Here is a 19,826-nt window from a genome sequence, read left to right as displayed (position 1 = left end):
CCGTCGGGTGGAACTCAGGCGTGAAGGGGGCGCGAGCGACGCGTGCGGCGCACGCGTCACTGGATGTCGTCGGAGGTGACGCCGGCGGGCAAAGCCGCCGGGAGCCACGCGCGGCCGACGTAGCCACGCATCGGTCCGCCGGACTCGACGATCACGTCGGAGCGCGAGACCCGCGACGAATGCAGATTGCCGCTGCCGGCCGCCGCCGCGGCGCCGGTCTTGTACGAATCGCCGTATTTGCCGAGCAGCGCGTGCAGATCCGGCATCGTCGGGCCTTGCCATGCGTAGGCGACGATCAGGCCGGTACTGGTTGCGTATTCGTTGATGGCCGTATTGCCGGCGTCGGTCCACGTGCGCTCGCGCAGTGCGCCATTGAGCAGAGTGCGCGGCGCGCTCGCGCCCGCCACCGCCTGGCTCGGCATCGTGCCGCCCAACTCGGCATGCGCGCCGAAGCTCGCGCAGCACGCGACGACGGCGATCACCGAGGCGATCGCGGATGGAGTGAGACAGGAATTGGACATGGGGCCTTCCTCGTTTGGCGCCGGATTTTTATTGAGATAGCTCGATTAACGTAGCACCGGTTTTCTTCTGGTTTTTGCACATCGCGGCGGACAGGGCCGCACGCCGTGTTGAAAAAGAAGCCGCATGCAAACTGGAAGCCCCTATTCGGCGGGCTTCCGGCAACGACTTGGGAATACTCCCAATGTCAACTCGAAAGTGTCATTGAGTGTTAAATTTACCTCATAAGAGGGCAAATAGCGTGATCGGCGCGGACTTTTTTCCCGTGACTGTTTCGTCGCCGTGATAAGCGGCGCTTCCCGGGCAAACCCCAGTTTTTGCACACGCCTCGCCGGGACCGGTAAAATGTTGGGTTGATCCACGGAAACTTGCCGTGGCGTAGCGGAAGGATTCCCCGAACATGACTGATTTTCGTCTCACCAAGCGGTTTGCAGCAATGCTCATGGCAGGCGGGCTGGTCGCCGGCTGCGGTACCTCGTCGCCGACCAAAATCGACTATAGGAGCGACTCCCGTTCGAAGCAGGTATCGCTTGCCGTACCGCCGAACATGATCGACGAGACGGCCGATCAGCGTTCGCTGCCGCCGCAGGGCGGCGAAACCTCGCTGTCCACGCTGAAACAGGTCCAGGCGCAGGCGCCGGCCGGCGACGCGGTCGCGGTCGTGCCGCCCGTCCAGGGCATCCACATCCAGCGCGACGGCACCGAAAGCTGGCTCGTGATCGACAACAAATCGCCCGATCAGGCCTGGCCGCAAATCCGCCGCTTCTGGCAGGAGCAGGGCTTCCTGCTGGTCGTCGACCAGCGCGACAAGGGCGTGATGGAAACCGACTGGAACGAAACCCACGCGCAGATCAACGACGGCTTTATCCGCAACACGCTGTCGAAGGCGATGGGCAACAGCTACGTGAGCTCGGAGCGCAACAAGTTCCGCACGCGTCTCGAAGCGGCGCCGAAGGGCGGCACCTACGTGTTCGTCAGCCAGAAAGGCATGCGTGAGGCGATCACAGGTACGAACAACGAGTCGACCCAATGGCAACCCAAGCCGAACGACCCGGCGCTCGAGCAGGAGTATCTGAAGCGCCTGATGGCCTCGCTGGCGCGGGCCGAAGCGGGCGGGGGCGGCACGCAGAACGCCGAGCTGTCGCCGGCGGGCACGCAGATCGCGCCGAACGCCGCGACGGCGGGTGCGAAATCGGCGACGGCCGCCGTTGTCGCGCAGAACGTCGCGCTCGCGGCCCAGCCGTCGACGCTGGATACGGATTCGGCCAACAACACGTCGGCGCAGCTCTCATCGACCGAACTCACGCTCGGCGAGCCGTATGACCGCGCGTGGCTGCGCGTGGGCCTCGCGCTCGATCGCAGCAATTTCACGGTCGACGACCGCGACGTGAGCCGCGGCCTGTATTTCGTGCGCTACGTCGATCCGAAGGATATGTCGTCGGCCGAGCAGGGCTTCTGGAGCCAGGTCTTCCACGGTCGGAAGGAGAAGGTCGCCAAGCAGTATCGCGTGAACGTGCGCGCCGTGACGCCGAGCCAGACCCGCGTGGCCGTGGTCGACGACAAGGGGCAAGTCGACGAAAGCTCGCAGGCCAAGCAGATCATGAGCCTGATGGCCTACCAGCTGCACTGATACGAGAGCCTCGCGGCCAACGCCGCCGGTTCGACGAAAAACCGCCCGGAGCAATCCGGGCGGTTTTTTTTCGACTGCTTACTCAGGTATCCGCGCGCCGTCGCGTGCCGACCCACGGCAAGCGCTTGATCACGCCGGTCGCCAACGCGGTGCCGACCAGAATCACCGCGCACCCTTCGAGCATGCCCGGCGACACCGTCTCGCCGAGAAACAACGCGCCCCACAGAATGCCGAAGATCGGAATCACGAAGGTCACGGTGATCGCGCGCGTCGGTCCGGCGACCGCGATCAGGTGGAAGAACAGCATGTACGCGATGCCGGTGCAGGCGACGCCGAGCGCGATCACCGCGCCCCACGCGTGCAGCGAGATCGGCGCGGCGGGCCAGTAGATCACCGCGAGCGGCAGCAGCACGATGGTCGCGCCGATCATCGTGCCGGTCGCGACGCTCAGCGCGTCGACGCCAGTCAGGTGACGCTTCGTGTAATTGGCGGCGATGCCATAGAGCAGCGTGGCGCCGAGCGCGGCGCCGGCCGCGAGTGCGACGGTGAGCGGCGAGGCGGCCGAGCCGTCCGGCGCCGCGATCTGGTCCCACACGAGCATCAGCACGCCGAGAAAGCCGACCACGAGGCCGAGCGTGCGCAGCGCGCTGAGCCGGTCGCGCAGCCACAGAAAGCCGACCAGCGCGCCCCACAGCGGCGCGCACGCATTGATCACCGACGTGACGCCCGCCGACAGCGTCAGCTCGGCATACGCGAACAGGCAGAATGGTGCCGCCGAATTGAGGATGCCGACCACGAGCAGCGGCACCGCGTGCGTGCGCAACAGCGTGGCGGACTGTTGCAGCGGCCGTCGCGCGATCAGCAGGATCGCGAGAAAGAGGGCGCCGATGCCGACGCGCAGCGCCATCAGCGGCGCGACGCCGAAGTCGGTCACGCCGACGCGGATAAACAGGAACGATGCGCCCCACAGGGCGGCGAGGATCAGCAGTTGCAGAAGGTTTCTGGCTTTCATTGGAATGGCGCCGCGCGCAGTTGAGTCGGGACGCCAGCTCATCCTAACAGTGCGATCGCGCGATTCGTTTCAATGCGGGATGAAACGGCAAGATCCGGGAGACGGCCGCGTCCGGGTAGGTCGATGCTAAGCGCTGCGAAGGCGCAGGCAAAACGAGCAATTCTCACCGATATGTGAGAAAAATTGCGATGCGGCGGAGCGGTTGTGGGGATGCAATTGCAAACGGCGCCCGCGGTGTGCGGGCGTCCGTCCGGAACGATGTGAATCGCATTGCGTCGTTAGCGGCGCGAGCTCACTGCGGAATCATCCATTGCAGGAAGTTCTGCTGCGCCCACACGAGCACGCCGAGCAGCACCGTGAGCAGAATCGAATGCTTGAAGGTCTTGGCGAACACGACGCCTTCCTTGCCCTTCAACTCGGTGGTTGCGACGCCGGTCGAAATGTTCTGCGGTGAGATCATCTTGCCCATCACGCCGCCCGACGAGTTGGTCGCCGCCATCAGCACCGGATTCAGATTGAGCTGCTTGGCCGCCACCACCTGCAGATTGCCGAACAGCGCATTGCCCGACGTATCGCTGCCCGACAGGAACACCGCGACCCAGCCGAGGAACGCCGACACGAGCGGAAACACCGGCCCGACCGACGCGACGCCTAGGCCGAGCGTGTAGTTGAGGCCCGAGTAGTTCATCAGATATGCGAGGCCGACGATCGTCGCCACGGTCAGAATCGCGATGCGCGTCTGTACCCACGTATCGGCGATCGCTTTGCCGAACTCGGCGACGGAGAGCCGCACGATCAACGCGGTGATGATTGCCGCGACGAGGATCGCGGTGCCGGTCGCGAGCGGCTGGAAGTCCCAGATTGCGCCGTACGGCGCGTTATACAGCGTGATGAACACGGCCTTGTCGAGGCCAGGCCAGGGCACCTTGACTTCGCCGATCGTGAAGATCCTGGCGATCGTCCAGATGATCACGACAACCGACACGATGATCCACGGATACCAACCCTGCGCGCCGCCGATCTTGCCGCGCACCTCGTTGATACGATCAACGTTGATCGCAAACTTCGGATCGGCGGCGGGTTTCCAGACCCGCAGGAACGCGACGGTAAGAATCAGCGAAACCAGCGACGACAGCACGTCGGTCAGGCTGTAGTTCACGAAGTTCGAGACGACGAACTGGGTCAGCGCGAAGCTCAGCCCCGACACCAGCAGCACCGGCCAGATCCGCAGCATGTTGCGAAAGCCCGCATACACGCCGATCACATAGAAGGGCAGCACGACCGCAAAGAACGGCAATTGCCGCCCGACCATCTTGCCGAGCACATCGGACGGCAGATGCGTGACCGCGCCGAGCACCGTGATCGGCACGCCGAGCGCGCCGAACGCTACTGGCGCGGTGTTGAAGATCAGCGTAAAGATCAGCGCTTCCAGCGTCGGAAAGCCGAGCATGATCAACAGCGAACTCGTGATCGCGACCGGCGTGCCGAAGCCCGAAATGCCCTCGAGCAGCGCGCCGAATGAAAAGCCGACCACGACGAGCACGATGCGCCGGTCGTTCGGCAGGTTTTCGATCATCCACAGGCGGAAGGCCTCGAAGCGTCCCGAGCGCTGCGCGATGTTGTACAGCAGGATCGCGGTGAACACGATCCACATCACTGGCCAGATTGCGAACACGATGCCGGCCGCGACCGAGTTGAATGCGAGTCCGACCGGAAACTGCCAGACCAAAATCGCGACAATCAAACCGACGATCAGTCCCGCGAGCGACGCTTGCCACGCTGGCCTGCGCGCCCAGCCGAGCAACGCGAGCACGACGATGATCGGCAGCGCGGCGACGATAAACGACGGAAAAAGCGAATTACCGACTGGAGTGAGCAGTTGATGAAACATCATGTCTCCTTCGTTGTTGTGTAATTCGACGCGGGAGATTGCGCATGACGGCGCGTCGCTCTGGCACGGCGGACGCTTGCGAGTGGCCTCGACGGCGGCGCCTGATTTAAGCGGGTGCTGCGTGCAACCTTTCAAGAATAGAGCGCCATATCGGCGAGTCAAGCCGGGAAAGTACGGGCGGGGTGGGCGCGGTGGTGGGCGAACAGAGACAGGTCAATGCCAGTGGCCGCCCCAATGGCCGCCCCAATGGCCGCCCCAATAGCCACCAATGCCGATCGCAATCGACGGTCCGTAGTAGGCGGGGTAGCCGTAATAAGCGGGATAGGGATAAGCCGGCGGCGGATAGTAGGCGGGATAGACCGGAGGCGCCACGTACACGGGCGCGGGGGCAGCATAACCGGGCGGCATGTCCTGCGGCGCGACCTGCATTTGCGCCTGGGCTTGAGGCGCTTGCTGCGGATCGGTCGCCGGTGCGGCTTGGTTCGCCGTGGTCGCGGGCGCGGTCGAATAGTACGACGTGTAATAGCCCGCGGGATAGTAACCGGCGGGGTAATAGCAGCCGGCTAAAAATAGACTCGAGGCGAGCGCGGAAAACGCGGCGGCAGGCCGCGCGAACCTTGCGGGAAAACTGGACGACTCGCGTGGCGTCGAGAGGTGCACCGCGCGAAGATGGGTGACGACGCGGGACTTCATAACGCGCTCCTCGATGAACCGATGCCGCCTCGCGCGACGTCGTTATGAGGAGCTTACGCTCCTGCCGCGGCAACGCTGTGGCAAAACCGCAACCGCATATTTCAGTCTATTTCCACGCGGATTGTCGGCACGAAGGCACACCGCATCCGCGGCCCTTGGCAGTGCGGATCGTGGTCCGAAAGAATCGTTTGCCGTCCTGTATGAATCGTTAGACGCGTGATCGGAAACAACGCTCACTGGCCGCTCACTTGCCGATCTGATTACCGATGACACCGCCCACCGCCGCGCCGCCCAACGTCGACAAGCCGCTGCCGCCGATCGCCGCGCCGGCCGCGCCGCCGACACCCGCGCCGATCGCGGTATCGCGTGTGCGTGGGGACATGTCGCCGCATGCCGCGAGACCCGCGACCAGCGAAAGCGCGACTGCGACCGTGCCAAGACGAGTAGCGAGTTGACGGATCGATTTCATGATGCTGACTCCCTTCGTTGTTGGAAGCAGTTGTTCCCTTCAGTGAGCACACAACGTGCCTGCTCGACGCGGCCAAATAGAAAAAGCCCGCCATGCCGGCGGGCTTCGATACCGCGGTGCTGACTCGCGCGAATCGCGTATGCCGCTTATTGCCGCTGATAAATCTCCGCGCCTTGCTTCATGAATTCGATCGACTTGACTTCCATGCCTTTCTGCAGCGCTTCGTTATCGCTGACGCCTTGTTGCGCGGCGAACTCGCGCACGTCCTGGGTTATCTTCATCGAGCAGAAGTGCGGGCCACACATCGAGCAGAAATGCGCGACCTTGGCCGAGTCCTTCGGCAGCGTTTCGTCGTGGAATTCACGCGCCTTGTCCGGATCGAGACCGAGATTGAACTGGTCTTCCCAGCGGAATTCGAAGCGCGCCTTCGACAGCGCATTGTCGCGTACCTGCGCGCCGGGATGACCCTTCGCGAGGTCCGCTGCGTGCGCGGCGAGCTTGTACGTGATGATGCCGGTCTTCACGTCGTCCTTGTTCGGCAGACCGAGGTGTTCCTTCGGCGTCACGTAACACAGCATCGCGGTGCCGAACCAGCCGATCATCGCGGCGCCGATACCCGACGTGATGTGGTCGTAGCCCGGCGCGATATCGGTCGTGAGCGGCCCGAGCGTGTAGAACGGCGCTTCGTCGCACCAGTCGAGCTGCAGGTCCATGTTCTCCTTGATCAGCTGCATCGGCACATGTCCCGGACCTTCGATCATCACCTGCACGTCGTGCTTCCACGCGATCTGCGTGAGCTCGCCGAGCGTCTTCAGCTCGCCCAGTTGCGCTTCGTCGTTCGCGTCGTAGATCGAGCCGGGGCGCAGGCCGTCGCCGAGCGAGAAGGCCACGTCGTAGGCCTTCATGATTTCGCAGATGTCTTCGAAATGCTCGTACAGGAAGCTTTCCTTGTGATGCGCGAGACACCACTTGGCCATGATCGAGCCGCCGCGCGACACGATGCCGGTCATCCGGTTCGCGGTGAGCGGCACGTATTGCAGACGCACGCCAGCGTGGATCGTGAAGTAGTCGACGCCCTGCTCAGCCTGTTCAATGAGCGTGTCGCGGAAGATCTCCCACGTCAGATCTTCAGCCTTGCCGTTGACCTTTTCGAGCGCCTGATAGATCGGCACCGTGCCGATCGGCACCGGGCTGTTGCGGATGATCCATTCGCGCGTTTCATGAATGTGCTTGCCGGTCGACAGATCCATCACCGTGTCGCCGCCCCAGCGGATCGCCCACGTCATCTTGTCGACTTCCTCGCCGATGGAGGAGGTCACCGCCGAGTTGCCGATGTTCGCATTGACCTTCACGAGGAAATTGCGGCCGATGATCATCGGCTCGCTTTCCGGGTGATTGATGTTGTTCGGGATGATCGCGCGGCCGCGCGCGATTTCCTCGCGCACGAATTCCGCGGTGATTTCGGTGAGGCCGTTCGGACCGAATGCGCTCGCGCCGAATGCCTGGCCGGGGTGCTGGCGGCCCATCATCGCGGCGAGCTTCGCGCCGTTCGGGCCGCTCGCCTTCAGCGTCTCCAGATACTCGGCACGGCGCTGGTTTTCGCGAATCGCGATGTATTCCATTTCCGGCGTGATGATGCCTTGCTTCGCGTAGTGCATCTGCGTCACGTTCTTGCCGGCGATCGCGCGGCGCGGCGTGCGATGCAGGCCGGGAAAACGCAGCTGCGCGGTGGCCGGATCGGCGGCGCGCTCGCGGCTGAAGCTGCTCGACAGGCCGGTCAGCGGCTCGGTGTCGCCGCGCTCCTCGATCCACGCCTGACGCAGCGCGGGCAGGCCCGCGCGAATGTCGATCTTCGCGTCCGGGTCGGAGTAGGGGCCCGACGTGTCGTACACGTAGATCGGCGGATTCTTTTCGCCGCCGAAGCTGTCGGGCGTGTCTGCTTGCGAGATTTCACGCATCGGCACGCGGATGTCGGGGCGTGAGCCGGTCACGTAGACCTTGCGCGAATTCGGCAGCGGCGCGACGGCGGCCTCGTCCACATGGGCTTCGGCGGAAATAAACTTCGGATTGGCGTTCATGTAAGTCTCCGTACAAAGTGGGGCGGCTAAGCAGGAGACTGAGATGGAAGTGGTCGGAAATCGCTAAGAGGTGAGGCTGTTGAGGCTGGTGCGAGATCCGTACGCTTCCCTGCGCTGGCATTATCCAGATCAGGTTCAAAGGGTATTTCTCACCCACGCAACACGGACCTCCAGCTCCGCGCTACGCAGGACCCCCGCGTTAGCAGCGCACACGATACACCGCCCGCCAGCGGTTTGGCAACCTGTCTGAGTGATTCAAAAAACTGGTCCGGATGAAACCGGACATCTCCTATGCTTGTTTCGAGACCGCATCAGACAGGGCAACTTACAGCAATGGAACAGCCGGCTTACAGCGAAAAATCGTCGGCGGCTTCGGGCTGATACAGGATTTTGTCGATCTTGAGCACTTGCTGATCGCCGCTGGGTGGCGTGAAGCGGATGCTCTCGCCGCGGCGCGCGCCGAGCAGCGCGAGTCCAGCCGGCGAAAACACGTTCAGCCGCCCCTGCGCGAAATCGGCATTGGGCGGATAGACGACGGTCCATGTCATTTGTTCGCCGCTCGCCGTGTCGATCAGCGTTGCTTGCGAGTTCATCGTGACGACGTCGGCGGGGATATCGTGCGAGTCGACGATTACCGCGCGCTCGAGCACGTCGTCGAGCATGTGCTGCAGTTTGGCATTGGCGGCCGCATATTTCTCGAGGCGGGTCACGTCGAGTTCGGTCAGATAGCAGGTTTTGATCTTCTTCATCATCAGCACTCCGGATAGGTCGGTGAAGGAAGGCCGCGTGCGACGACGCCATATGGGTGGTCGGCGGATGAGTGGACGAATGGGAAAGCCCGGAGCCCGGCGACGCGGCCCTCGGTATTGGCAGGCTACGTCAGCGAGGGCGCCGGGCGGCGTGAAGCGGGAGCGTTCGGGACGTCTCGCCGGCGCCGTGCAGCGCGACGCCCGCGCGCGCGCAGCCGCCTGCGCGGCATGGGCGCAAGCGGGCGAGGGCACGGAAAGTCGGACGACGCACAGAAGTCACGGGCAAAACGACCAGGTGATGGGGAACAGCGAACGGGAGGTTGCCGCGCAGCAAAACGTGAAGTTCGCGACACCAGCGACGAAAGCTTGATGTTAGCACGCTGTCTCGGCCCCTTCCGTTGGCGACATCGCGCTGCGTCGATCGTGCGGTGCCAGATGAAAGCGACGTGATCCGCACGGCGTTCAAGCCAGTCAGAGGATTGCCGTTAAACAAAGTGCAGCGAAGGCCGCACTCCAGCGAAGCGATTCGCCGGATGGCGCGTGAACGGCGCGAGGCGACTCGGGTCGATTGACAGAGAGGTGCACATGAAAGCGGAAAGAATGCGGTGGCGAACGTTCGGTCGCACAGCCGCGGTGGTGGCGTTGCTAGCCGCGCCGCTGGCGGCGCCGGCGGCATCGACGGTGACGGGCGGCGTGATCCGGTTCGTGGGGATGATCGTCGCGCCGCCGCTGCAGATCAGCGCGGATACGGCGCCCACTGGCGTCGCCGTCGATAGCGCGAGCGTGCCCGGTCAGCGCTTGTCGCGCACGGTGACGTTCAGCGCGCCGCCGGGCGTCGTCAGCGGGGCCGATGTCGCGCTCGAAGTGAACGGCGGCACGCAGTCGCGCGATCTGGTGGCAGCGCGTTTCGTCGATGGCGGCGGGCACGTCGTGCTGGCCCGCGACGGCCACTACGCGGTCGATCGCACCGGCGGCGTGCTGTCGCTGAACGCGCAGCGCACCGATACGGACACGCGCATGACGGTGGTGGTCAGTTACGACTGAGTCGCAGGCGAGCTCGGGCTCGCTCCACATGCCGGAAAAAAATTAAAAGAGGCCTGTCATAACCGGCCGCGCGGTTCGACAAACGTGCAGATTACGATCGGAGCACGTCATGTCGACCGCGCACAATCGCTCGATACTTCATCGCTTTACGATTCTTTCCAAGCCCGCCGCCAGCCTCGCGCTTGTTCTGCTGAGCGCTTCCGGCATCAGTGCGGCCGACGCGGCCGGACCCCAATGCGCGACGCACAGCCCCGCGCACCGGCTCGCGCTGGTCGAGCTGTACAGCAGCGAGGGCTGCGATAGCTGCCCGCCCGCCGACCGCTGGCTCGGTCAATGGAAAAGCAATAGCGCCGCGCACGGCATCGTGCCGCTCGCGCTGCACGTCGACTACTGGAACAGCCTCGGCTGGACCGACCGCTTTTCCCAGCATCGCTTCACCGAACGTCAGCAGACGCTGACGCACCTCGCGGGCGCGCACACGATCTATACGCCGGAAGTGTTCGTCGCGGGCCGCGAGCTGCGCGACTGGTCGCAACGCGACAGTTTCGAGCGCCGCATCGACGAGCTCGTCGCCGCACCCGCGCAGGCGAGCGTCGCGCTCGCGCTGAGCCCGCGTGAGCCCGGCGCATTCGATGTCGATGCGCAGTTCAGCACGACGGCCGCACCCGCCACGGGTCCGTTGAGCGCCTATCTCGCGGTCTACGAGAACGCGCTGACGACGCAGGTCGGCGCGGGCGAAAACCGCGGCGCGACGCTGCATCACGAACGCGTCGTGCGTGCGTGGTTCGGGCCCGTGCCACTCGTCGCCGGTCACGCGCGGATTCGTCAGGACATCGATGTACGCGATGCGAGCGTCGACGCGAAAGCCGATCCAGTCGCCCACGCCGCCGACCGCTTTGGCGTGGTCGCATTCGTCGAAAGCGACGCGAGCGGCGACGTGCTGCAAGCGGCCGATCTTCCCGCGTGCCGTTGATCGACATCGCACGCGACGCATTCTCTACCGCTGCCCGAGGAGAGCCGCCATGTCCACACCCACACCCCACGCGTTGCGCCCCGGCGCACCCGCTGCGCCCGCCGCACCGAAGCGCGCCGTCATTCACCCGCTGTGGCTGCGCATCACGCATTGGCTGAACGCGTTCGCCGCGATCGTGATGATGCTGTCGGGCTGGCGCATCTACGACGCGTCGCCGATCTTCCCGGCGTTCAGCTTTCCGACCGCGATCACGCTGGGCGGCTGGCTCGGCGGCGCGCTGCAATGGCACTTCGCGGCGATGTGGCTGCTGGTGTTCAACGGCCTCGTGTACATCGCGCTGAATCTCGCGAGCGGGCGTTTCGTGCGCAAGTTCCTGCCGTTGACGCCGCGCGCGGTGCTGCGCGATTTCATCGCCGCGTTGCGCGGGAAGCTGTCGCACGACGATCTGCGCGTCTACAACGCAGTGCAGAAATTCGCCTACCTGTTCGCGATCGCCGATTTGATCGTGCTGGTGCTATCGGGGCTCGCGATCTGGAAGTCGGTGCAGTTTCCGCTGCTGCGTGAACTGATGGGCGGCTACGACAACGCGCGCGTCGTGCACTTCACCGCGATGTCGCTGCTGGCCGCGTTTCTTGCGGTGCATCTGGCGATGGTGGCGCTCGTGCCGCGTTCGTTGCTCGCGATGCTGCGCGGACGTTGAGCCGCGGCTGCCCACGACCATGCTCATGTTCACGCTCCTGAAAGCGCAATGCGAACACCCTACGGATATCGAATCATGAACAAGCCGATCGACAAACCAGCAGGCCAATCCACGCAGCGCGTAAGCCACACGCTCGACCGTGCATCGATCCTGCTCGATGCGAAGCGCGAACTGGCGATGCCGTCGCGACGCCTGTTCGGCAAGCAGCTATTGACGCTCGGCGGGCTATCGATGCTGACCGGCTGCTCGCTGACCGACGACACTTCCGTGAACCGCTTCCTGAGCGCCGTATCGCGGCTGAACGATCGCGCGCAGGCCGCGCTGTTCGATCCGAAGCAGCTCGCGCCGACCTACACCGAAGCGCAGATCACGCGACCGTTTCCCTTCAACGCGTACTACGGCATCGATGACGTGCCCCACGTGGACGGCTCCGATTACCAGCTGAAACTGAGCGGGCTCGTGACCGGCCAGCGCGTGTGGACGCTGCCCGAACTGTATGCGCTGCCGCATGCGGAGCAGATCACGCGACATATCTGCGTGGAAGGCTGGAGCGCGATCGGCCGCTGGGGCGGCACGCCGTTCGGCGATTTTCTGCGACGTGTCGGCGCGGATACGACGGCGAAGTACGTCGGCTTCAAATGCGCGGACGACTACTACGAAAGCATCGACATGCCGACCGCATTGCATCCGCAAACGCTGCTGACGTTTTCCTACGACGGCGAGCGGCTGCCCGCGAAATACGGCTACCCGATGAAGCTGCGGATGCCGACCAAGCTCGGCTACAAGAATCCGAAGCACATCGTCGAGATTTTCGTCACCAACACGTATCCCGGCGGCTATTGGGTCGACCAGGGCTACAACTGGTTCGGAGGCTCCTGACGCATGCGGGCGCACGCGCGCTTGCGGCAGCGGCTTCGGAAGCACGCCGGCACGAGCCGGTTTCGATTCATCCACTACCCACGGAGTCATCCCATGAAGAAGATTGCAATCACCACGATCGCGTTGCTGATGCTGGCAAGCGGCGGCGCGGCATTCGCTCAGGCGAGCGGCGCGATGTCCAACGATGCAATGTCGAAAGACGCGATGTCGAAAGGTTCGATGTCCAAAGACAGCATGTCGAAGGGCAGCATGAAAAAAGACGCGATGAAACACGATTCGATGAAAAAGGACGGCGGCGCGATGGGCATGAAGCACGAGGCGTCGGGCGCGATGGGCAACTGAGTCCGCGCCCACGGTGCTTAGCGATCCTGCTGATGCGCTGAGCATCGAACGGATACGGAACCGAATGCAAGCCGGGGATGCGTCCCCGGCTTTTCTGTTGCAGGAACACCAAAAAGTTACGATTCTGTCGCGCGGCGCACTCGGCGCTTACTGCATAATGCGTTGCGCGCCGCGGCTTTCGCCGGCGGCATCGCCGCGCATCACGGCCGCGTTGCATCGTGTCGTTTTGACCGATTCCGCCGCCACAGCCGTTTCTGGCGCTCCCTGCGCCGCTCATCGTCTTACTGTTCCACCGACATGTCCGCCTGCCTCACCCGTCAGACCGCATCGCCGATGCGGTGCCCGCCATCCCGCCCGAAAAGCATCGACGCAGGCCCGGCGCCTCGCGGGCATCGAGCGCAATGCGCGGGTCGAGTGGCGACGGCGGGCTGAACGCATGTCGCTGCAACGTTTAATCTTTTCTCCGCGTGGCTGGCCGCTGCGTCTGCCGCAGTCGCGCAAAGGGCGGGTCGCGCTCGCGCTTGCCGTCGTTTATCTGGTGTGGGGCTCGACCTATCTCGCCGTGCACGTCGCGCTCGGCTCGTTCCCGCCGCTGCTGATGTCGGGCTTGCGCAACCTGTTCGCCGGCATTGGTCTGTTCGTGTTCGCCGCGCGCCGCAAGCCGGCCTGGCCGAGCGTCGCCGAGATTCGCAACGCGGGCCTCGTCGGCACGATGCTGGTGGGTCTGTCGAGCGGCATGCTCGCGTACGGCATGCGCACGGTCGGCACCGGCACCGCGGCCGTGATGGTCGCGACCGTGCCGCTGTTCGCGACCGTGATCGCGGCCGTCGCCGGACAAAAGATTGGCCGCGGCGAATGGTTCGCGGTCGGGCTCGGACTCGCCGGCATCGTGATTCTGAGTCACGGCGACAGCACGCCGGGCTCGGTGGGCGGCAGTCTCGCGATTCTGTGCGGCGCGCTGTTCTGGGCTGGCGGCGCGCATCTGGCCGGGGTATTGAAGCTTCCGTCGGACCTGTTTCTGTCGACCTCGCTGCAGATCGGCCTCGGCGGCGCGATCTCGACGCTGGTCGCGTGGGCGGCGGGCGAGCAGATGCTGGAACTGCATTTTCTGCCGCTCGTCGCGTTCCTGTATCTGATGCTGATCGGCACGATGGCCGCGTTCGTCGCGTACGGTTATCTGATCCGCCACACGAGCCCGATCATTGCGAGCAGCTGCATGTACGTGAATCCGATCGTCGCAGTTGCATTGGGCGCGCTGCTGCTCGGCGAGCCGGTCACGCGCTCGACGGTGATCGCGACGATCGTGATCCTGAGCAGCGTCGGCTTGTCGTTCTGGTTCGACTACCAGAAGAACGGCAGCGCCTGAGAGCGGCGCGGTTCTCGTCGAATCGCGCCGCTGTTGTCAGAGCGCCGCCGCCAGCTCCGCGCCCTCGCGGATCGCTCGCTTCGCATCGAGCTCGGTCGCGAGCTTCGCCCCGCCGATCACGTGAAAACGCGGACCGCCACCGCCGTGCTTGCCATCGACCGTCGACGGCAACAGCTCGCGCAACGACTCCTGCCCCGCGCACACGACGATCGTATCGACGTCGAGCCATTCGTCGGTACCGTCTCGCGCGATTTTCAGACCGCGCGCGCTGATCTCCCGATACTCGACGCCGCCGAGCATCTGCACGCCGTTCCTCGCGAGCGCCGCGCGATGCACCCAGCCCGACGTCTTGCCGAGCCCCGCGCCGAGCTTGCCGGCCTTGCGCTGCAATAGCCAGATCTGCCGCGCCGGTTGCGCGGCAACGGGCGGCTTCAGGCCGCCGCGCTCGCGCACCGCGAGGTCGACGCCCCATTCGTCGAGCCACGTATCGCGCGGCACCGGCAGCGGCTCGCCCGCGCGATGCAGCAGAAACTCGCTGACGTCGAAGCCGATGCCGCCCGCGCCGATCACCGCGACGCGCGTGCCGACCGGCGCACCGCGCAGCACGTCGACATACGACAGCACGTTGGACCCGTCGATGCCGGCAATCGCCGGCCGCCGCGGCACGATGCCGGTCGCGACGATCACGTCGTCGTAGGCGCCCGCGGCAAGCAGTGCAGCATCGACGCGCGTGCCGAGCCGCACGTCGACACGATGGCGTTGCAACTGGCTGCCAAAGTAGCGGATCGTTTCGCTGAACTCTTCCTTGCCCGGCACGCGCATCGCGAGATTGAACTGGCCGCCGAGCGTGTCGCTGGCCTCGAACAGCGTCACGCGATGCCCGCGCGAGGCCGCCAACGTCGCGGCCGATAGCCCGGCCGGACCGGCGCCGACCACTGCGATCGAGCGCGCCTCGCGAGCGCTCGCGAGCGGCCGGTAGACGAGCTCGGTTTCGCGCCCCGCGCGCGGATTGACGAGGCAGCTCGCGCGCTGATTCCTGAACGTGTGATCGAGGCAGGCCTGATTGCACGCGATGCAGGTGTTGATTTCGTGCGCGCGGTCCTCGGCGGTTTTCAGCACGAAGTCGGGATCGGCGAGCAGCGGCCGCGCCATCGACACGAGATCCGCCGCGCCGTCGGCGATCAGCGCTTCGGCCACCTCGGGCGTGTTGATGCGGTTCGACGCGATCACCGGCACGTTGACGGATGCTTTCAGACGCGCGGTGAGCGAAGCGAACGCCGCGCGCGGCACGGAGGTCACGATGGTCGGCACGCGTGCCTCGTGCCAGCCGATGCCGGTGTTGAAGATCGTCACGCCGGCCGCTTCGAGCGCTTGCGCGACCTGCACGGTTTCCTCCCACGTATTGCCGCCCTCGACCAGATCGATCAGCGACAGCCGGTACACGACGATGAAGCGCTCGCCGCATTCGGCGCGCACCCGCTCGACGATCTCACAGGCGAGCCGCATGCGATTCTCGATGCTGCCGCCGTATCGGTCGGTGCGGCGGTTCGTGCGCGGGCACAGGAACTGGTTCAGCAGATAGCCTTCGCTTCCCATGATCTCCACGCCGTCGTAGCCCGCGCGTTGCGCGAGCCGCGCGCAGCGCGCGTAGTCGCGCACGGTTCGGTCGATGCCGGCGAGCGTCAGCGCACGCGGCTTGAACTTCGAGATCGGCGACTTCAACGCCGACGCCGACACCACCAACGGCTGGTAGCCATAACGGCCCGCATGCAGGATCTGCAGCGCGATCTTGCCACCCTCCGCATGCACGGCTTCGGTCACGAGCCGGTGATTGCGCAGATCGAATACCGAGTTGAGCGTGCCGCCGAACGGCAGCAGCCAGCCCTCGCGATTCGGCGAAATGCCGCCCGTGATGATCAGGCCGACGCCGCCTTTCGCGCGCTCGCGGAAGTACGCGGCCAGTTGCGGGTAATGCCAGAAGCGGTCTTCCATGCCCGTGTGCATCGAGCCCATCACCACGCGGTTGGACAGACGTGTGAAGCCCAGGTCGAGCTCGGCGAGTAAGTGTTGGTAAGACATGCAGGGACCGTGTAAGTGAAGGGCCGCACGAACGATACACCGCGCGCGGGACCAGGCCGCCGAGGAAAAATTCTAAATCGCCGCAATCCATTGATCCGCAACACCTTGGTCAGTTGTCTCACGCCAGATATTAAGGGCACGGCACATCCATTGCTGACTGCGAGCGTCCATCGACACGGACACGCCACCGACAAAACCGGCGCGCCGTGCGGCACGGATGGGAGGAGGGCGACCGCGAGGTCTTCCGCGGGCGTCCACGTATCAATGGGCGATGAGCGTCAAGCCCGACATCGACACAGGTGAACACAATGAAAATGATCCGAACCATGATGGCGGTCGTTGCGGCCGCGGCGGTATTGAGCGCGTGCGGCGGCGGTGGTGGCAGCGATGCGGGCAAGGAGCTGGGGTTGACCAATCCCGAGATCCACTTCGTTCACGCGTTTCCGGGCGGGCCCGCGGTCGACTTCCTCGTCAATGGCAGCGCGCCTTCCGGACAGACCAACATCTCGTATAAAGGCGTGACCAACCTCACCAATATCGACACGGGCTCGACCACCGTCGCGTATGCGGCGACCGGCACGAAGAACGCGCTCGCGAGCGGCACCTTCCCCAATGTCGCGAAGGGCCACGTGTACACGGTGCTCGCGTTGCCGGGTGTGTCCGCGCCCGACATCGGCCTGATCGACGATCCGTTCGACAAGGGACTGCTGACCAATGACGCGCGCGTGCGCGGCTTCAATGCGTCGGCGAACGCGCCGGACCTCGACCTTTATCTCGTGCAGGCCACCGCCACCAGCATCGCCAAGGTGTCGCCGACGATCTCCGGCGTGTCGTTCAAGAACGCGGTGCCGGCGAGCGGCCAGGATTCGATCTACGTGTCGGGCGGTCAGTACGTGCTGATCGCGACGGTGGCCGGCAGCAAGACGCCGATCTTCCAGTCGAACTCGTTCTCGCTGGCGAACAACGCGGACTGGCTGATCACGTCCGTGCCGATCGCGGGCGCATTGAGCCAACTGGTGCCGGGGCAGATTCACCTGTTGGTCGTACAGAACGGCAACACGAGCACGCCGAGTGTGGAACTGTCGAATACGTTGACCGGGCAATGACGGGGCCGCCGATCATCGGATGAGCCTCGCGCGGCGTGAGCATTGATGAGCCGCTCGCGCCAGCCGGACAATCAAGGACTTCGGGTGGTCGGAAAGCGGGAGGACGGCACGGCGATCCACGACAGTGGGTCGCCGTTCTGTTTGATGGCGTTCTGAAAACACGTCGCGTCGCGCCGCGCCACAAACCTGCAAGCAAACTTCCACGAAAAAAAACCCGCCGCGGCATCCCGCGACGGGCTCTGCAAATCCTGCTGCCATGTGCCGGCTTATTTTGCCTTTTCCGCCTCGTTCGTGATGGCGTGGCCGCCCTTCGAAATATCCTGGCCGGCGCCGGCCATCGTGTTGCAACCAGTGACAAGCATGGCGGTTCCTGCGAGCACAAGCAAAGCGATCAGTCGAGTCATGAAACTTCTCCTTGTCGAGAATGCATCGGTTGATGTCGTCCGACCGGGGCCATGCCAGTCGATCAGGTTTCGATCCGGTTTCGAACCGGCCTGATTGCATGGTAAAAAAAGGGCGGGGGCGGCGCTGTCGGCCGTGCCGCGATTTTGTTGTAGGCGTGCTCCGGTGTTTGCGTCGGCGCACTCCTACAATGGCTTGGCGTTGCCGCGGCGAGTGCCTGTCAGACGGGACTTTGCGACGAAGTAGACGGCGTGGCCGGCGACGTCAGCGGCTGATCCACCGAAGGAGTCGCGGTGCTCGCGCTCGGCATCACGACGTCGATTTCGGTGCCGTTTTGCGCGCCACGGCGGATGTCGAAGCGCCCGCCATGCGCGGCCACGCGTTGGCGCATGCCGAGCAGGCCGTGCGTATGCGTGCGTTTCAGATCGGCCGGCATGATGCCGACGCCGTTGTCCGCGATATGCAGCGCGACCTCGCCGTCGCCGACCCGCAATGCGATGCCGACCTTCGAGGCCCGCGCGTACTTGGCGGCGTTCGTAAGCGACTCCTGCGCGACCCGAAAGAGCGCGATCTCGGTCTGTTCGTCGAGCTGGACATCGTCGGCGGGCAGGTGCAGTTCGAGCGTCCAGTTGTTGCGCTGCGCGGCTTCGTCGGCGAGCGTGCGCAGCGCGGTGACGAGCCCGAAATTGGCGAGTACGGTCGGCCGCATGTCCTCGATGATGCGCCGCTTCAACGCGATGCCCTGGTCGAGATTGGCGAGCGCGCGCTGCAGCTTGTCGGCGATGTCCGGCTCGCTGTCCTTCAGCTTGCGGCGCGCCCACGCGACATCCATCCGGCATGCGGTCAGAATCGCGCCGAGCTCGTCGTGCAACTCGCGCGCGAGCTGGGTCTTTTCGTTTTCGCTGACCGCCTGCAGATGCCAGCCGAGCGCTTCGAGCTGGCGCGTACGCTCGTTGACCAACTGGTCGAGTTCCTCCTGCTGTGTGATCAACTGACGCTGCGCGCGCGCCTGCCGGTCTATCTGAATGCCGAGATTGCGAAACAGCAGAATGAACAGCACGATGTTCAGCGCCGACAGACCCGCCGCGCACAGCGTCGACAGCCGCTGATCGGCGCGGCTCGCGGCCAGCGCGTGCTGCGCGCGACGCTCCTCGTTGTCGCGCAGTAGCGTGAGCGTGCTGTCGATCAAGGACGCGTCCGCCGGATTGACGTCGCTCACGGGCCCGCATGCGCCGAGCTCGAGCGGATGCGGCGCCGCGTGCTGCATCGCGGCGGCGCCCGCGCCGATGCGCGCATCGATCAGCGTGAGTATCTGCGTAAAGCTCGCGAGCTCCGCACTGTCCGCGCGGCCGCCGCGATAGAAGTGGTCCAACTGCTGCGTGGTCTCGCGGATGCGTGCGGCGCTCGCGCAGAACGCACGGGCGGATGCGTCGTCCTTCGTCAGAAGAAACTGGTTTTGTTGCGCGCTGAGGCGCGACAGGTCGCTCGCGAGCGTGCTCAGTTGCACGGTGACGTCGCGCGCTTCGAGCGCGGTTTCGTACTCGGCCGTAATGCGCTGACGCGCGCTCTCCAGAATCACAAGGCCGCCCACCGTGATCACGATCGCCACCGTCATCGCGATCGCCCAGCTGCGCTTGCGCATCCAGTCGGCTAGCCGCGCCGTGCCGCGCGCGCCGGGCTGTTCCGGCGGGTTCTGCAGATTCGACACATTTGACTCCAGAAAGAGGGCATCGACTCGGGCGTCGACTGCAGCATCGAGCGAAGCCGCGCGTAACGTCGTCGTAATCCAATGTAAGCGGATTCTCACACGAAAAACGGCGAGCGTCGGAATGCGCGCGGCGCCACGCATCGATAGCATGGACCCGATCGTTCATTCAATGTTTCGGGAGAAAAC

18 protein-coding genes and 1 riboswitch are annotated in these 19,826 nt (G+C 64.8%); of the genes, 8 read left to right on the top strand and 10 right to left on the bottom strand.

Annotation, left to right across the window (positions count from 1 at the left end):
• Positions 1-56: 56 nt before the first annotated feature.
• Positions 57-521: a DUF2844 domain-containing protein gene (locus tag BC1002_RS09830; protein WP_013089892.1), complete on the bottom strand. Its 465-nt coding sequence runs from the start codon at positions 519-521 to the stop codon at positions 57-59.
• Between the two features lie 398 nt (positions 522-919).
• Between BC1002_RS09830 and bamC the strand changes: the two genes are divergently transcribed.
• Complete coding sequence (gene bamC, locus BC1002_RS09825) at positions 920-2,149, top strand: outer membrane protein assembly factor BamC (RefSeq protein ID WP_013089891.1); 1,230 nt, start codon at positions 920-922, stop codon at positions 2,147-2,149.
• 82 nt (positions 2,150-2,231) lie between these two features.
• Here the strand turns inward: bamC and BC1002_RS09820 are convergent, their stop codons facing one another.
• From BC1002_RS09820 to BC1002_RS09795, 6 genes are all read right to left on the bottom strand, one after another.
• The gene (locus BC1002_RS09820) at positions 2,232-3,161 is read right to left on the bottom strand and encodes a DMT family transporter (protein ID WP_013089890.1); all 930 of its coding nucleotides are present in this window, start codon (positions 3,159-3,161) and stop codon (positions 2,232-2,234) included.
• A 292-nt stretch (positions 3,162-3,453) separates the two neighbouring features.
• Positions 3,454-5,052 carry an L-lactate permease gene (locus BC1002_RS09815; RefSeq protein WP_013089889.1) on the bottom strand — a complete coding sequence of 533 codons (1,599 nt, stop codon included), beginning with the start codon at positions 5,050-5,052 and terminating at the stop codon, positions 3,454-3,456.
• A 213-nt stretch (positions 5,053-5,265) separates the two neighbouring features.
• Complete coding sequence (locus BC1002_RS09810; RefSeq protein ID WP_013089888.1) at positions 5,266-5,745, bottom strand: hypothetical protein; 480 nt, start codon at positions 5,743-5,745, stop codon at positions 5,266-5,268.
• Positions 5,746-5,989: 244 nt separating this feature from the next.
• Complete coding sequence (locus BC1002_RS09805; RefSeq protein ID WP_013089887.1) at positions 5,990-6,214, bottom strand: glycine zipper 2TM domain-containing protein; 225 nt, start codon at positions 6,212-6,214, stop codon at positions 5,990-5,992.
• 146 nt (positions 6,215-6,360) lie between these two features.
• The gene (thiC, locus tag BC1002_RS09800; RefSeq protein WP_013089886.1) at positions 6,361-8,292 is read right to left on the bottom strand and encodes a phosphomethylpyrimidine synthase ThiC; all 1,932 of its coding nucleotides are present in this window, start codon (positions 8,290-8,292) and stop codon (positions 6,361-6,363) included.
• 88 nt (positions 8,293-8,380) lie between these two features.
• Positions 8,381-8,498: riboswitch (TPP riboswitch) on the bottom strand.
• Between the two features lie 141 nt (positions 8,499-8,639).
• Positions 8,640-9,044, bottom strand: coding sequence for a GreA/GreB family elongation factor (locus BC1002_RS09795; RefSeq protein WP_013089885.1), 405 nt, complete (start codon positions 9,042-9,044; stop codon positions 8,640-8,642).
• Between the two features lie 582 nt (positions 9,045-9,626).
• Here BC1002_RS09795 and BC1002_RS09785 point away from each other — a divergent pair.
• The 6 genes from BC1002_RS09785 (at position 9,627) to BC1002_RS09760 (ending at position 14,345) form a co-directional block, all read left to right on the top strand.
• Positions 9,627-10,085 (top strand): hypothetical protein, encoded by a 459-nt coding sequence (locus BC1002_RS09785; protein ID WP_013089884.1) that lies wholly within the window; start codon positions 9,627-9,629, stop codon positions 10,083-10,085.
• A 109-nt stretch (positions 10,086-10,194) separates the two neighbouring features.
• Positions 10,195-11,058, top strand: coding sequence for a DUF1223 domain-containing protein (locus BC1002_RS09780; protein ID WP_013089883.1), 864 nt, complete (start codon positions 10,195-10,197; stop codon positions 11,056-11,058).
• Positions 11,059-11,107: 49 nt separating this feature from the next.
• Positions 11,108-11,758 carry a cytochrome b/b6 domain-containing protein gene (locus tag BC1002_RS09775; RefSeq protein WP_013089882.1) on the top strand — a complete coding sequence of 217 codons (651 nt, stop codon included), beginning with the start codon at positions 11,108-11,110 and terminating at the stop codon, positions 11,756-11,758.
• A gap of 75 nt (positions 11,759-11,833) precedes the next feature.
• On the top strand, positions 11,834-12,637 hold the full coding sequence (locus tag BC1002_RS09770; protein WP_013089881.1) for a molybdopterin-dependent oxidoreductase: 804 nt from the start codon (positions 11,834-11,836) through the stop codon (positions 12,635-12,637).
• A gap of 93 nt (positions 12,638-12,730) precedes the next feature.
• Entirely contained in the window at positions 12,731-12,979 is a 249-nt protein-coding gene (locus tag BC1002_RS09765; RefSeq protein WP_013089880.1) for a pentapeptide MXKDX repeat protein, read from the top strand.
• Between the two features lie 436 nt (positions 12,980-13,415).
• Positions 13,416-14,345, top strand: coding sequence for an EamA family transporter (locus BC1002_RS09760; RefSeq protein ID WP_013089879.1), 930 nt, complete (start codon positions 13,416-13,418; stop codon positions 14,343-14,345).
• A 36-nt stretch (positions 14,346-14,381) separates the two neighbouring features.
• Here the strand turns inward: BC1002_RS09760 and BC1002_RS09755 are convergent, their stop codons facing one another.
• The gene (locus tag BC1002_RS09755; RefSeq protein WP_013089878.1) at positions 14,382-16,424 is read right to left on the bottom strand and encodes an NADPH-dependent 2,4-dienoyl-CoA reductase; all 2,043 of its coding nucleotides are present in this window, start codon (positions 16,422-16,424) and stop codon (positions 14,382-14,384) included.
• A gap of 308 nt (positions 16,425-16,732) precedes the next feature.
• Here BC1002_RS09755 and BC1002_RS09750 point away from each other — a divergent pair, with 308 nt between their 5' ends.
• Positions 16,733-17,530, top strand: a complete 798-nt coding sequence (locus BC1002_RS09750) for a DUF4397 domain-containing protein (protein ID WP_013089877.1) — start codon at positions 16,733-16,735, stop codon at positions 17,528-17,530.
• 266 nt (positions 17,531-17,796) lie between these two features.
• Here the strand turns inward: BC1002_RS09750 and BC1002_RS09745 are convergent, their stop codons facing one another.
• Together BC1002_RS09745 and BC1002_RS09740 are read right to left on the bottom strand one after the other, a co-directional pair.
• Positions 17,797-17,934 (bottom strand): entericidin A/B family lipoprotein, encoded by a 138-nt coding sequence (locus BC1002_RS09745; RefSeq protein WP_013089876.1) that lies wholly within the window; start codon positions 17,932-17,934, stop codon positions 17,797-17,799.
• A gap of 218 nt (positions 17,935-18,152) precedes the next feature.
• A complete protein-coding gene (locus BC1002_RS09740; RefSeq protein WP_013089875.1) occupies positions 18,153-19,790 on the bottom strand; it encodes a sensor histidine kinase in 1,638 nt (545 codons plus the stop codon).
• Positions 19,791-19,826 lie beyond the last annotated feature (36 nt).

Origin of the sequence: Paraburkholderia atlantica (genome assembly GCF_000092885.1) — a bacterium.
Classification (GTDB): domain Bacteria; phylum Pseudomonadota; class Gammaproteobacteria; order Burkholderiales; family Burkholderiaceae; genus Paraburkholderia; species Paraburkholderia atlantica.
The sequence above is the reverse complement of the archived record's forward strand: the minus strand, read 5'-3'. Positions and strand labels throughout refer to the sequence as shown.